The 15,076-nt window shown below is 65.0% G+C and carries 9 protein-coding genes and 1 pseudogene; 5 read left to right on the top strand and 5 right to left on the bottom strand.

Features of this window, described 5'->3' with window-relative positions; translation table 11 throughout:
• The first annotated feature begins 11 nt into the window (after positions 1–11).
• The 5 genes from tssF to KPB06_RS32370 all read left to right on the top strand — a co-directional run bounded on the left by tssF (position 12) and on the right by KPB06_RS32370 (position 5,842).
• The gene (gene tssF, locus KPB06_RS32390) at positions 12–1,838 is read left to right on the top strand and encodes a type VI secretion system baseplate subunit TssF (RefSeq protein WP_089465813.1); all 1,827 of its coding nucleotides are present in this window, start codon (positions 12–14) and stop codon (positions 1,836–1,838) included.
• 20 nt (positions 1,839–1,858) lie between these two features.
• Positions 1,859–2,365 (top strand): type VI secretion system lipoprotein TssJ, encoded by a 507-nt coding sequence (gene tssJ, locus KPB06_RS32385; RefSeq protein ID WP_104012518.1) that lies wholly within the window; start codon positions 1,859–1,861, stop codon positions 2,363–2,365.
• Between the two features lie 250 nt (positions 2,366–2,615).
• Entirely contained in the window at positions 2,616–3,758 is a 1,143-nt protein-coding gene (locus KPB06_RS32380) for a DUF2827 domain-containing protein (protein ID WP_089465749.1), read from the top strand.
• A 791-nt stretch (positions 3,759–4,549) separates the two neighbouring features.
• Positions 4,550–5,353 (top strand): EAL domain-containing protein, encoded by an 804-nt coding sequence (locus KPB06_RS32375; RefSeq protein WP_059575453.1) that lies wholly within the window; start codon positions 4,550–4,552, stop codon positions 5,351–5,353.
• Between the two features lie 72 nt (positions 5,354–5,425).
• Entirely contained in the window at positions 5,426–5,842 is a 417-nt protein-coding gene (locus KPB06_RS32370; RefSeq protein ID WP_059575451.1) for a hypothetical protein, read from the top strand.
• Between the two features lie 24 nt (positions 5,843–5,866).
• On the opposite strand, the gene KPB06_RS32365 is transcribed toward KPB06_RS32370, so the two are convergent.
• From KPB06_RS32365 to KPB06_RS34650, 5 genes and pseudogenes are all read right to left on the bottom strand, one after another.
• A complete protein-coding gene (locus KPB06_RS32365) occupies positions 5,867–7,003 on the bottom strand; it encodes a DUF2827 family protein (RefSeq protein WP_060315308.1) in 1,137 nt (378 codons plus the stop codon).
• Positions 7,004–7,031: 28 nt separating this feature from the next.
• A complete protein-coding gene (locus tag KPB06_RS32360; RefSeq protein ID WP_275905227.1) occupies positions 7,032–8,186 on the bottom strand; it encodes a DUF2827 domain-containing protein in 1,155 nt (384 codons plus the stop codon).
• Between the two features lie 14 nt (positions 8,187–8,200).
• Positions 8,201–9,346, bottom strand: coding sequence for a DUF2827 domain-containing protein (locus KPB06_RS32355; protein WP_104012520.1), 1,146 nt, complete (start codon positions 9,344–9,346; stop codon positions 8,201–8,203).
• A gap of 389 nt (positions 9,347–9,735) precedes the next feature.
• Positions 9,736–10,404: an OmpA family protein gene (locus KPB06_RS32350; RefSeq protein WP_124863275.1), complete on the bottom strand. Its 669-nt coding sequence runs from the start codon at positions 10,402–10,404 to the stop codon at positions 9,736–9,738.
• A 124-nt stretch (positions 10,405–10,528) separates the two neighbouring features.
• Positions 10,529–15,076, bottom strand: a pseudogene (locus KPB06_RS34650) (YadA-like family protein); the annotation flags it as partial.

Raw genomic sequence — 15,076 nt, 5'->3', positions numbered from 1 at the left:
ACGAACCGGTGATGCCCGAAGGCGTTGGCTTCGGCGCGGAGGACGATCCGTACCTGCGCTACTTCGATGCCGAGATGCGCTACCTGCGCGAAGCGGCGCGGGAATTTGCGAAGGAACAGCCGCAAGGCGCCCGCCGTGTGGGAATGACGATGATGCCCGGTGCACTCCACGACAGTGTCGAGCAGACTTACGCGGGCTTCGCTTTCCTCACGAGCCGGCTGCGCATGAAGCTCGACGACGCCTATTCGGAAATCACCGATCCGCTGATCGACCACCTTTGGCCGCATGCGGGTCGCACGATTCCGTCGCTGGCGATCCTTGCGTGCATGCCCCGCACCGGCGAGGCGCGGATTCTCGATACGTTGCCGCCGGGGCTACAGGTTCATTCGACACCGGTCGGCCAGGACGGGACGATATGCGTTTATCGGACCACTCAGGCGGTAAGCCTGTTGCCGCTCGGCGTGCGCGAGGCGGGTGCGCGTATGCGCGAGGACGGTCACACGGTGATTCGGCTCGCGTTCGACCTGCTGCACCGCGAGCAGCGGTTGCTGGATGACCTGTCACGTATCCGGCTTTACCTGCATGGCGACCGGCCGACCGCATCCGCGCTGTACGCAGTGTTCACGCGCCAGGTCGAGTCGATCGGCGTGCGCATGCCGCGCCTGCTCGACGGCCAGCTACAGCCGCGTCCGGCGATGAAGTTCGAGGCGGCCGGCTTTGGCGCACAGGAGCGACTGTGGCCGGTCGATCACGACGCACGCGACGCCGCTCTCGATCGCGAGCAGACGATGCTCGAATATTTCGCGTTCCCCGAGAAGTTCCACTTCGTCGACTTGTGCGGTTTCGACGCGGCGAGTGTGCCACCGGGCGAAACGCGTCTTGAATTCGAAATCGTGATCCGGGATCGGATACCCGGTGACGCCACGTTCGGCGCGGACAATATCCGGTTGTTCTGCACGCCGGTGATCAATCTGTTCGAACTGGACGCGCAGGCAATCCGGCCCAACGGACACGATCGCGACTATCCGGTGCTCCCTCCCAGGTCGGCGGGCGAGCACGTCGAGCCCTACGATGCGCTGTCGGTCGTGGCGACCGATCCGCGCACCGCCAATCAATACGCGTATCGGTCGATCAAGGAATTCCGTCACCGCGGCGGGATGATGCGGCACGAATCGCCGGATCGCTACTACCACGCGTCGATTCGGCAAGGCGTGACCGGCCAGCGCGAGATGGTCGTGACGTTGGGCGGGCATCCATGGGATGAGCCGGGCAGCTTGCCGGACGCGCACGTGACGGTCCGGGTATTGGCAAACAATGGCCGATTGCCGCGCATGGCCCTGCGTGAATCGACGATTGCCACGCGTGCTTCGACCTTTAACGGTGTCGAGCGCGTATGCAACCTGACGGCCCCGACGATGCCGCTGTATCCGCCGCGCGGACGCGACTATGACTGGCGGGTGATTTCTCACTTCAACGCGGCAGGCACAACCGAGCTGAACATGATGGACGCGAACGTGCTGCGCGGCGCGCTGTCGTTGTACGACTGGACGCGACAGGACGATAACCGGCGACGTATCGAGGCGATCCATTACGTGTGGCTCGACGAGGAAACGGAACGGGTGGGTATGCGCGTCGATCGCATCGTGAATGTGAACGTAGGTATCGAGCCGTCGGGTTTCGCCGGGCCGGGCGACGTCGCGCTATTCGGCGACGTACTCAGCCGCTTCGTAGGCCGCTACGCGTGTTGCCACTTTGCAGTGCGGCTCGTTCTGTACGAAGGCGTCGGGGGGCCGATTCGGCGCTATCCGTGCGTGAGCAAGAAGGGAGACTGGTTGTGATACCGAGAAACCATCGGAGGATGCGAAGCATTCGACTGGTAGCGGTCGGTGCGCTGATGGTCGCGGCGATGTCCGGCTGCGGCATGTGGCAGTCGGTGATGGATACGGCGGTCGATACGACGCGCGCGGTATTCGTCGCGAAGGTCAAGCAGATGAATCTGGTGATCGAAAGTCGTTCCGCGCTCAACGAAAATGAGCAGGGTCAATCATTACCGGTTGTGGTGCGCGTTTACCAGCTGAAAGACGCGAAGGTCTTCGAAAAAGCGCGTTACGCCCAGTTGCTCGATGACGATAGAGCGTTACTGAGGGCCGATCTGCTCGGCAGTATGGAAACCACGCTCGGGCCTGGCGCCACGGTGAAGCTGTCGGCGCCCATGGCGGATGATGCGCAAGTTGTCGGTGTCGCGGGATTCTTCCGTAACCAAGCCGGTGCCGAATGGCAACTGCTAATCCCGAAATCGCAATGGAAGAAATCCGATCCCGTCAAGCTGGTCGTGACGGGCGATCGGATGGAGCTGGTTCCATGAACGAGGTGCGGTTTCGGGAGCTTGATCGTCGGCGACGGAATCCCTGATGGTGAGAGTTAACTCGGCCATGTCTGGCGCACAACGGGCTCTTCTTCCATTGAAAAGCGCTCCGGACCGGCCGCTGACCATCCCTGACAGTGTGCGGCCGGCGCTCCGCTAGAATGCCGGATTGCCGCCGCTTGACGCAGGCGGCGCTTCGCGCGCTACACTGCGCCATGCCATCCCCGTTCAACTTTCCATCCTGCCGACGATGACGTCTCCTGTCCTGACCGGCCTGCGCATCGGCATCACGATCGGATTGCGTGCCCCCGACGAAAGCCTGTGGATCAACGGCATCAAGCAGAACGCGCTGTTCCTCGCGAAGCTGCTGATGGCGTCGCCGCACGGCTACCGCGTGACGCTGGTCAACACGACCGACGTGCCGCTGACCGACGCCTTGCCGTGGGATCGCGGCATGTACGACACGCGCGCGTTCGCCGACATGAAGGACGCGCTCGACGTGATGATCGAGCTTGGCGGGCAAATCGACGGCGAGCAGACGGCCTACCTGAAAGCGCGCGGCGTGAAGCTCGTCAGCTATTGCTGCGGCGTCGAGTACATCAACGCGATGGAGTCGATGCTGTTCGGCCGCCGGCTGTGGGATTCGCTGTTCATCAACCGCGGCTACGACGAGGTATGGGCAATTCCGCAGATTGCGCCGTCGTCGCTGCCGTTCCTGCAGTCGCTGCGCCGCTGCCCGGGGCGCGTCGTGCCGTTCGTGTGGGATCCGATGTTCCTGACCGAACGCGCGCAGTCGCTGCCCGAGCACGGCGAATACCGGCCGCGCAGCGAGCCCGGCAAGCGGCTCACGGTGATGGAGCCGAACCACAACGTCGTGAAGTTCTGCGTGTATCCGATGCTGATCATCGACGAAGCGTATCGCCGCGACCCGGACGCGATCTGCTTCACGCACGTGACGAACGCCGATCGCCTCGCACACGACAGCCCGGAGTTCGTGATGCTGATGAACTATCTCGACATCGTGCGCGCGGGCAAGGCGAGCTTCGTCGGGCGTTTCGATACGCCGCTGTTCCTGGCCGACCTGACCGATATCGTCGTGTCGCACCAGTGGTCGAACCCGCTCAACTATTTCTATTTCGACGTGTGCTGGCAGGGCTATCCGCTGGTGCACAACGCGAGCCTCGCGCCCGATCTCGGCTACTACTATCCGGACAACGACGTGCAGCAAGGCGCCGATGCGCTGCTGCGCGCGCTGCATACGCACGACCACGACTGGCAGGCGTACACGCGGCGCCAGCGCGAGATCCTCGGCCGTTACACGTCGTCGAATCCGGCGCTCGTCGCCGAGTACGACGCGCTGCTCGCGAACCTGATCGGCGCGACGGCTGCCTGAAGCCGATTTTCCGCGGTACCGGTTCGTTGCGGCCCGCGCGCCGTCTGCCACCGCCGGGTTTGTCCCGCCCTCATGTCTGACGAAATCATGCCGTTAAAAAAGAAACCGCCGAACGCGATCGGTTCGACGGTTTTCGAAGGCACGAAATTGACGGCTCCGAGGGAAGTCCGTCAAAAACAAGTTTATAGGTTAACAAGTTGGAAAGATTGTTAAACATGTTTCAATCCATAATCTTCATATAATTGAGGTTTGTATTATTGATTAAATGAAGATTGATTCCGCATGGAATTTTAATAATATCGTTTGAAACGTGAAAATTGAATGCCGCGATGATCGAATGGCGGGCGGAAACGGGTTTCTCGCGGGGCGGGTCGTGTATGGGGAACGGTGTTTCACCGCGGCCTGTCGCGCGTGATCGGTACTTCACGGCACGGTATTGGTCAGATCAATTGACGGTGCTCTGGTTCTCGAGACGGGGAATTCGCGAAGAGACGATTCAGATAAAACTGTTTCGACGAAAAAGATAAACGACTCAAGCTTCGGGTTCTTTTGATTCGGGTTGTGTAACCTGTCGCACTGTCGGCATCGCGCGTGCGTGATGTATTTCAGGTAACCGAATATCGCAAAAAATATCGAATTTGACGGCGCCGCAGCGAACAGTCCGCTCCCCGGAAAAATCGACATGACAGGATGGGCCGGGTAGGGCGGCGGAGCGCGTCGAGGTCGGCTCGTTCCGCTGATGTGTTGAGGTCGAGCCGCGATCGGCGGCTCGCCATTTGCCGGAGCGCCGGATGAATGCGGTCGAAGCTCGCCAGGAGGCGAATCGGAAAGCGAATCGCGACGAAATCGACCGCGTGTTCGGCGCGCGCGACGATCATCCCGACCTCGCGTCGGTACGCAGTTTCGTCGAAAGCCGGCTCGGATTCGCGCGCGAGCCCGTGTGCCGCGCCGACCTGTCGGGCGGCGTGCTGTACCAGGAATGCCTGGCGCGGCTGCGATGGGGCGAGCGCGACGCGCTGCCGCCGCTCGCCTTCCTGCCGCGCCTCGAAGCGCTCGGGCTGATGCGCTGGTTCGATCGGTTGGTGGTCGGCCGGATGATCGACGCGCTGCGCGCCGATCCCGGTGCCGTGTACGGGTGCAACATCGCGGCGGCCAGTGCGGTCGTGGATGACGCGTGGCTCGCGATCTTCAGGCGGCTCGAGTGCGAGCCGTCGGTGGCGGCGCGGCTGGTGGTCGAAATCACGGAGACGGGGCCGCTGAACCCTGTCGCGGGCCGGTCGTTCGTGGACCGCCTCCGGCGCGCCGGGTGCCGGATCGCGATCGACGATTTCGGTGTCGGTTTCAGTGCATTGAACAATCTGGTGGTCGGCAATCCCGACATCGTGAAGCTCGACCGCTCGATTCTGTCGATGATCAAGCGCAACGCGATCGGGCGATACCGGTTTCGCCGGTTGATCGCGTTTGCGCATGAAGGTGCGCGGCACGTCGTCGTCGAGGGTGTGGAAAGCGAGATGGACCGGCAGATCATCGTGGATGCCGGCGTCGCGTGGGCGCAGGGTATCCGCTTTTCGTGGCGGTCGCCGGCCGCCGCGTGATCGCGGGAACGGGCAGGGCGGTGCGCGGGATGCGCGTCGGGGGCGGGACGAATCGCAAAAAGGGGCGTGGAGATGGCGGAGACGAAAGCCGGAGGCGGAACGGGCACGCAGGCAACCGATGTGCGCGGCCTGATCGCCCTCGCCGAACTGGCCGACATGCTGGGGCAACTGGGCGCCGAGTCGCCCGATGCCCCGATCGATGTCGCGCCCTATCTCGACGGCCTGACGACCGTCGCGCGCCGCATTCAGCGGATGAACCCGCTCGACGCGGGCGGCCGCGAGCTGGCGGCGCGGCACTATTACGCGGGCGTCATTGCCGGCGCGTGCGGTGACGAGTCGGCGATCGCGCGCGGCGTATGCGACAGCCTCGTCAGGCAATCGGGCCGCGCGGGCCGGTCGGCAGCCCGTTGTTTCGCGGTGCTCGCGCGCATCGGACGGCGGCACGGCCGCGCGTTCGCCGCGCAAAGCGGCGATCGGGTACGCGTGTAACGCGACGGGCGCGTGCGATCGCAATCAGCCGAGCGGGCGATCGGCGAACAGGTGTTGGATCTGCGTGGAATAGGCACGCACGTTGTGCTCGGCGAGCGCGTCGACCTGGTGCAGGCAGCGTCGGGCGGCGGCTGCGTAGTCGATGAGCCGTGCGTCGTGCGTCTGCGCGGCGGTCGCGATCGCGCGCGCCGCATCGAAGATCTCGAAGTCCGGATAGTAGTAGCCGACGTCGCGCAGGAACGGCGAGTTGTGCACGAGCGGGTAGTTGCCGTACAGCGCGTCGTACAGCAGGTAGTTCAGGCCGTTTTCCCAGTGGTGCGACACGACGATGTCGGTGTGATGCGCGGCCCACGCGACGAACGGCGCGCGCACGTCGGCGGTGGCCTTGCCGTCGCGCACCATCTCGAGCCCGAGCGCGAGATGCTTGAAGGCGACGTTCTCCTTCTTGTCGAACGTGTTGGTCATGTACACGTGCTCGACGAGCTCCGGATGGTCGACGTAGCACGCGTTCGCGGCGAGCATCGGCACGATCGCGCTCTTCACGACGTTCAGGTTCGGCTCGAAGAACGCGATGCGCTTGGCCGGGCCGTGGTTGCGATAGCCGAAGCGCGCCTTTAGTTCAGGATCGGCGTCGAGGCTGCGTTCGATGAAATACGGCGACCAGATATGCGGCAGCTCGATCACCGGCGCGCGGTACACGGCCTGGAAATACGCGGCGCACGTATGCATGTGCTGCGGATTGGTCCAGATCTCGTCGAACTGCACGCGGTGCGGGTTCGGTCGCCAGTCGTTCTTCTCGAAGTTGATCGTCTCGACCGCGATCACGTAGTCGTTGCCGAAGCGGTACGACACGCACTTGCCGCCGCGCCGGCGCACGACGTCCGTGTGCGACGGGTCGATGAACGCGTTCATCTCGATCAGCAGGTCGGTCTGGTGGACAACGGCCGACAGCGGCCGCAGCGCGTCGCCGAACGCGTCCATCATCAACGCCTGCGGATACTCGGTGACGCCGTCGTCGTGCGCGAGCCAGACCTCGCCGATCAGCGGCGACTGCTTCAGCAGCATGTACAGGTACACGCAGTGCTGGTTCGCGCCGTTGTACCAGATCGACTGCGTCGCGTCGCGCTGGACGTTCATCGTTATCGCGACATTGAGTTTCATCGGATCGGCTCCGTGGGGCGGGGACGGGTCACGCGTCGCGATAGAGCGTGGCGATCGCGTCCGTATAGGCCGCGACGTTGTCGGGGTTGTAGATGCTGACCGAGTCGAGCACGTGCCTCGACTGCTCGCGGTACGCGTCGAGATTCGCGTCGTGCTCGGCGAACGCCTGCAGCAGCGCGCGGCCGCCCGCCTGGCAGTCGAAGTCCGGATAGAAATACCCGGCCTTGCCGAGGAACGGCGAGTTGTGGATCAGCGGATAGTCGCCGTACAGCAGCTCGTAATACAGGTAGTTCTGCGCGTTCTCCCACGTGTGCGACACCACCGCGTCGCCGTACGCGGCCATGAACTCGTACACCGCGTAGCGGCTTTCGAACGTCGTGATGCCGTGGTTCACGATGTCGAGGCTCTTCGCGAAGTGCACGAAAGTCGGGTGTTCCTTCAGGTGCAGCGTGTTGCATACGCGCACGAATTCGAGGAACGCCGGCTTAGCGCGATACGCTTCCTCGGTCACGAGCATCGGGATGATGCTCGTCTTTACCATGCAGATGTTCGGTTCGAACATCGTCACGCGCCACCGGGGCTTGCCGGGCTGATAGCCGAACGACAAACCGGCGCCGAGCGTCGCGCGCGCCTTGTCGAACAGCATCGGATGCCAGATGTGCGGGACGATCGTGACCGGTGCGCGCAGGCCCGTCTGGTAGTAGTGCAGGCACGAGCGCTCGAATTCGGGAATCGTCCACACCGCGTCGTACGGCGCGCCCGAGAACAGGAAGCCCGACGGCTTGTCGAACATCGCGCGCTCGATGTCGATCACGTAGTCGTTGCCCACCCGCATCGTGACGACCTTGCCGCCGCGCTCGCGGAACGCGCGCAGGTAGTCCGCGCCGAATTGCGCGCTCATCTCGATCAGCACGTCGCAGCGCTCGAGCGCTTCGTCCATCGACAGCAGCGGCACGTTCCACTCGCCGAGCATCATCTGCGGATCGGCGACCTGTTCGCCGCCGTTGACCATCACGGCATCCGCGACGAGCGGCGACTGGCGCAGCAGCAGGATCAGCAGCAGGCAGTTCTGGAAAATGCCGTTTTCCCACAGCGACTGGCCGGCGCCGCGCACGAACAGCGACACGCCGACGACGACGCGCTTGCCCTCGCCGGGCGCTTGACGGGCATTGGAGTCCGACATGCGTATGCTCCGGTTCAGGCGACCAGACGCGAGACGAACGCGTCGAGGTTCGCGGGGTTGTCGATCGAGACCGACTGCAGCAGCCGGCCGGCTTTCGCGCGGTAGTCGTCGAGGCGTTCGTCGTGATGCAGCCACGCTTCGAGCAGCGCGCGGCCGCCGGCGGCCGAATCGAAGTCCGGGTAGTAATAGCCGGCGTCGCCAATGAGCGTCGAGTTGTGGATCAGCGGATAGCCGCCGTACAGCACGTCGTAATACAGATAGTTCTGCCCGTTTTCCCAATGGTGCGACACGACCGCATCCGCGTGGCGCGCCATGAAGCCCGGCAGGTCGAGCCGCGGTTCGAACGTCGCCTTGTGCTGGCGCACGAGATCGAGGCTGTTCGCGAAGTGCAGGAAGGTCGGATGTTCCTTCATGTGCATCGAGTTGACGACGAACATGTGTTGCACCGCATCAGGCCGCGCGCGGTAGAAAGCGTCGCACGCGAGCATCGGGTAGTGACAGGACTTCGCGACCGAGATGTTCGGCTCGAGCGTCGCGAGCCTCCACGGCCGCTGGCCGGGCCGATAGCCGAACGTCGCGCCTTCGTCGGCGAGCGTGGCCACGCGGCGCTCGAGGAAGTACGGCGACCAGATGTGCGGCATCAGGTGAACAGGTGCGCGCAGGATCGTTCGCAGCATCGGCGCGGCGGTCTTGTCGTATTGCGGCAGCAGCCATACTTCGTCGAACGGCGCGCCGTTGAACACGTGCCCCGACGGTTTCCCGAAGATCGGCGTCTCGCACAGGCCCGCATACACGTGCCCGCAGAAGAACGCGGTGATCTTCTTGCCGAGCGCCTTCATGTGCCGCAGCCATTCGACCGGCAACTGCGCGCCCATTTCGATCACGACGTCGAGTTCGTGCGTGACGTCGGCGGGTTTCACGAGCGGGATGTCGAGGCCGTCGAGTTCGAGCCCGGCCGGCAGTGCAGTGGCGTCGCCGCCGTTCAGGAAATAGACGGGGCCGACGCGGTCCGAGCGCTTGAGCATCATCGCGAGGAACGCGATGTTCTGGTGGATGCCGTTTTCCCAGATCGCCTGGCCGTCGCGCGCAAACAGCGAGATGCCGACCGCCGGCCGTTGCTTGCGGGTGCCGCCCGCGGCGGCTTCATTGATGTCCGTCACCGGTTGGTTTCCTCTGCGGCGTCGTGCGTCCGGGCATCGCGTCGAGCGTCTGGCCGGCAGCGGCGCGCCGTGGGTTGTCATGGTTGGATTCGCGCCGGTGCGCCGCGGTGTGCGAATCGGGCGACGAGATTCGCGAAGGCGGCAGCCGGATGCCGGCGTGTCGCCGGGCACGCCCGGCACGGCGCGCGTCGGGCAGGCTGCCCCGGCGACTGTCTGCGGCGATTGTGGCATGGAAACCGCCGTTTTTGGCAGGGCGTGACGAACTTTGACATAGCCGATGGCCAACGGGGACGGGCGCCGGCGAAGCGGCGCCCGGTGGTCCGGCGGAATTCCGGCGCGGCGGGTGCGGCCCGCCGGATAGCGCGGCCGCATGGGCGGCCGCAGGCGGCTCAGTGCTGCAGTCGGATTTCGACGCGGCGGTTGCTGGCGCGGCCTTCCGGCGTCGCGTTGGACGCGACCGGATCGGCCTTGCCGCGGCCCGACACCGTCATCGAATCGGTCTTCAGCCCATGCGCCTTCAAATAGGCGGCGACCGATTCGGCGCGGCGCTTCGACAGTGCGAGGTTATAGTCGTCGCTGCCCACCGAATCGGTGAAGCCGGTGACCGTCACCAGCGAGTACGTGCGGTCGGCACGCTCGCTCAGCAGCCGGTCGAGCGATTCGCGCGCGGTCGGTGCGAGCGTCGCGTGGTCGGTCGCGAACAGCGCGTCGCCCGACAGGTTCACGCGCTCGACGACGGCGGCAGCGGGTGCGGGTGTGGCGGCCGAGGCCGCTTCGGCCTGTGCGACGCCGCACTGGAAGACCAGCGTGGCCGGATCGGATTGGTCGCGCAGCGCGCGGGCCGAATCGACGGCGCGCACGGGCTCGTCGCCGCAGATCTTGCGGGCGGCTTTCATGCAGGTCTGCGGGCCCGACAGCAGGCCGTGGCAGTCCACCTGGAAGGTGCGCACGCCGTCGCGCGGCTGCAGTTCGGAGGCGCTGAAGGTCGGGCCGGATGCGGTCGAGCACGCGGCGAGGGCCGTTGTGGAAAGCGCGAGCGCAAGAGCGAGTTTGTTCACGGTTACATCCTCAATGCTTGGGTTGACTGAAGCCCGCCACGGGTTGCGCGGCGGGCTCGTCTGGCCGTCGGGGCCGCCGCGGGCCGCACGGCCGGCGAGCTGGGCGGCCTGGCGGCGCGACGCATTACTTCCACTGGTACAGCACGCCGGCGCCGATCACCTTCTGACCGCCGCTGAAACCGCCGTTGATCGACGCCTTCAGGTTCTCCGTGATGCGCGCCTGCATGTTGACCGCCATCGCCTTCTGGCCGAGGAAGGTCGACGTGCCCACGCCCATCCCGAAGTTGGCGTCGCGATCGAGCTGCGGGATCGAGGCCATCGCGCCGACGGCCGCGATACCCTGCTTCGCCATCTGGTCGGTCTGCTGCAGTTGCGAACCCAGCGAGTTGATCTGCGCCTGCTGGCCCGACAGCGCCGTCGACAGCGTCGTCTGCACCTGCGTCAGCTGGTTCACGTTCACCGCGTCGGTGCCTTGCGTACCCGGCGCGACGTTCGTGATCTGGCGCTGCTGCTGGTCGCTGCCGACCGACACCACGTTCGAGCGGCCGCCGTCCGTCGAATTCGCGCCGATCGCCACCGAGTTCGAGCCGGCGGTGACGGTCGGGTGATCGCTGCCGGTGCCGTTCATGTCGGCGGCGATGCCGTTGTTGTTCACTGCACGCGTCGTGTTGTTGTTGAGCGTCGTCGACAACTGGTTCAACTGGTTGTTGATGTTCGTCACGCCGGTCGACAGCGAGGCCACGTTGCTGTTCGTCGTGCTCAGGCCGGTCGACAGCGAACCGATACCGGTCGACGTCGACGTCGACAGCGAGGTGACGGTGCTGTTCGTCGTGCTCAGGCCCGTTGACAGCGAGCTGATCGCGGTCGAGGTCGACGTGGACAGCGAGGCCACGTTGCTGTTGGTCGTGCTCAGCCCGGTGGACAGCGAGTTGATGCCGGTGGACAGCGACGCGACGTTCGACGCGGTGGACGTCGACAACGTGTTGAGCGCCGTGTTCGTCGCGTTGAGCTGGCTGCCGTTGATCGCATCCGTGCTCGTGGCCGAGATGCGGCCCGCGGCGACGTTCGTGATCTGGCGTTCCTGGCCCGGTGCGCCGACGCTCACCACGCCGACCGGCGAGCCGCCCGCGAACGGGTACGTGACGCCACCGATCGTGGCGCTCGACGTGCCGACGGCTGCCGCCGTGACCGAGTTCGCGCCGAGTGCGATCGAGTTCGCGACGTTCGCTTGCGCGTTCGTGCCGAAGGCGAGTGCGTCGGCGGCCGTGGCCTTGGCGGCCGAGCCGTAGGCCTGGGCGCCGGTGGCGCTGGCCGTGGCCTGGCTGCCCAGCGCGATCGTGTTGTCCGCGGTGGCCTGGTTCGCGCTGCCGAGGGCGAGCGCGCTGGCGCCGGTTGCCGTGTTCTGGTTGCCGAGCGACATCGCGCCGTCGCCGGTCGCCGTGTTGTTCGCGCCCATCGCCACTGCGCCGGTGCCCGTCGCCACGTTCGGATCGCCGATCGCGACCGCGCCATCGCCGGACGCCGTGTTGCCGGAGCCGATCGACACGGCCTTGCCGCCCGTTGCCGAGGCGTTCTGGCCGATCGCAACCGCGCCTGCCGTCTGCGCGTTCGAGCCGTCGCCGACTGCCACGCTGCTGGCGCCCGCCGCGCTGGCGTTCACGCCGGCGGCGAGGGCGTTGGTGCCCGTGGCGCCGTCGTTCGCGTAGTTGGCTTGCTGCGTGCCGTTGTCGTTGACGCTGTAGTAGTGCGTCTTCGCGGCGTTGATCGCGGTCGAAGTGGAGGTCGACAGCGACGATACCGCGCTGTTGGTGCTGCTCAGGCCGGTGGACAACGAGCCGATGCCGGTCGACGTCGAGGTCGACAGCGACGTGATCGTGCTGTCCGTGCTGCTCAGGCCGGTGGACAACGAGCTGATGCCGGTCGAGGTCGAGGTCGAGAGGGACGTGATCGAGCTGGTCGCGGACGACAGGCCGGTCGACGTCGAAGTCGACAGGGAACTGATGGAGCTGTTGGCCGACGACAGGCCCGTCGAAGTCGAGGTCGACAGCGAGGTGATTGAGCTGTTAGCCGACGAGAGGCCCGTCGAGGTCGAGGTCGAGAGCGACGTGATCGAGCTGTTGGCCGAGGACAGGCCGGTCGACGTGGAGGTCGACAGGGACGTGATCGAGCTGTTGGCCGAGGACAGGCCGGTCGACGTGGAGGTCGACAGGGACGTGATCGAGCTGTTCGCGGACGACAGGCCGGTCGACGTGGAGGTCGACAGGGACGTGATCGAGCTGTTCGCGGACGACAAGCCGGTCGACGTGGAGGTCGACAGCGACGACACCGAGCTATCGGTCGAGCTCAGGCCGGTGGACAGCGAGCTGATGCCGGTCGAGGTCGATGTGGACAGCGAGGTGATCGAGCTGGTGGCCGACGAGAGGCCAGTGGACGTGGAAGTCGACAGCGACGTCACCGAGCTATTGGTCGAGCTGAGACCCGTTGACAACGAGTTGATGCCGGTCGAGGTCGAGGTCGACAAGGACGTGATCGAGCTGTTTGCCGACGAGAGGCCCGTCGAGGTCGAAGTCGAGAGCGACGTGATCGAGCTGTTCGCGGACGACAAGCCAGTCGACGTGGAGGTCGACAGCGACGTCACCGAGCTGTTGGTCGAGCTCAGGCCGGTGGACAGCGAGTTGATACCGGTCGAGGTCGAAGTCGACAGGGACGTGATCGAGCTGTTTGCCGACGAGAGGCCAGTCGAGGTCGACGTGGACAGCGAATCGATTGAGCTATTGGCCGAGGACAGGCCAGTCGAAGTCGAAGTCGACAGCGACGTGATCGAGCTGTTGGCCGACGACAGGCCGGTCGACGTCGAAGTCGACAGGGACGTGATGGAGCTATTGGCCGACGACAGGCCCGTCGAAGTCGAGGTCGACAGGGACGTGATGGAGCTATTGGCCGACGACAGACCCGTCGAGGTCGAGGTCGAGAGCGAGGTGATCGAGCTGTTAGCCGACGAGAGACCCGTGGACGTGGAAGTCGACAGCGACATCACCGAACTATCGGTCGAGCTGAGGCCGGTCGACAACGAGTTGATGCCGGTCGAAGTCGAAGTGGACAGCGAGGTGATCGAGCTGTTGGCCGACGAGAGACCGGTGGACGTAGAAGTCGACAGCGACATCACCGAGCTATCGGTCGAGCTGAGGCCGGTCGACAACGAATTGATACCCGTCGAGGTCGAGGTCGACAGCGAGGTGATCGAGCTGTTAGCCGACGAGAGACCGGTGGACGTAGAAGTCGACAGCGACATCACCGAGCTATCGGTCGAGCTGAGGCCGGTCGACAACGAGTTGATGCCGGGCCGACGAGAGACCGGTGGACGTAGAAGTCGACAGCGACATCACCGAGCTATCGGTCGAGCTGAGGCCGGTCGACAACGAGTTGATGCCGGTCGAAGTAGAAGTCGACAGCGACGTGATGGAGCTGTTCGCCGATGACAAACCGGTCGACGTGGAGGTGGACAGCGACGTCACCGAGCTATTGGCCGAGCTGAGTCCCGTCGACAGCGAATTGATACCCGTCGATGTCGAGGTCGACAGCGAGGTGATCGAGCTGTTGGCCGACGACAAGCCGGTCGACGTGGAGGTGGACAGCGACGTCACCGAGCTATTGGTCGAACTGAGGCCCGTCGACAGCGAATTGATACCCGTCGAGGTCGACGTGGACAGCGAAGTGATCGAGCTGTTGGCCGACGAAAGACCTGTCGAAGTCGAAGTCGAGAGCGAGGTGATCGAGCTGTTAGCCGACGAAAGACCCGTCGAAGTCGAGGTCGACAACGAGGTGATTGAGCTGTTAGCCGACGAGAGACCCGTCGAAGTCGAGGTCGAGAGCGAAGTGATCGAGCTGTTCGCGGACGACAGGCCCGTCGAGGTCGAAGTCGAGAGCGACGTGATGGAGCTGTTGGCCGACGAGAGGCCCGTCGAAGTCGAGGTCGAGAGCGACGTGATGGAGCTGTTCGCGGACGACAGACCGGTCGAAGTCGACGTCGACAGCGACGAAATGGCACTGGTCGCGGTACCGACTTGTTGGGCGACGGAATAAAGCTGGCTGCCGTTGATCGCGTCGGTACTGGTCTGGGTCACTTGGCCGGCAGCGACGTTGGTGATCTGCCGTTCCTTGTTGAGGTCGCCGACGCTGACGGTGCCGACCGGCGTGGCGCCGGCGAATCCGCCGAACGTAACGCCGTTGACGGTCGCGCTGCTCGTCGGGGTGGCCGCGGCGGTCGCCGAGTTCGCGCCGAGCGCGACGGAGTTGTTCGTGCCGGCGACGGCGCCGGTGCCGATGGCGACGGCGTCGGTGCCCGTTGCGGTGCTATCGGCGCCGGTCGAGTTCGCGTGGAAGTACTTGATGCCCTGACTGTTGATGTTGTTGATCGCCGAGCCCACGCTATTGGCCGTCGATGTCGTGCCGTTCGCGTTGTACGTGGTGTACGCCGGAGCCGAGACCTTGCCCGTCGTCGGGTCGTACGTCGAACCACCGCCAAGTGCCGACGCGGTGCTGCTACCCAGGTTGTCGGTCTTCGTCGAGACCGTGCTCAGGCCGGTGGACAGCGAGTTGATGCCGGTCGAAGTCGAGGTTGACAGCGAGGTGATCGAGCTGTTGGCCGACGAGAGGCCCGTCGACGTGGAGG

The sequence above is a fragment of the Burkholderia semiarida genome (assembly GCF_029268935.1).
Classification (GTDB): Bacteria; Pseudomonadota; Gammaproteobacteria; order Burkholderiales; family Burkholderiaceae; genus Burkholderia; species Burkholderia semiarida.
This window is presented reverse-complemented; position numbering and strand designations above follow the sequence as displayed.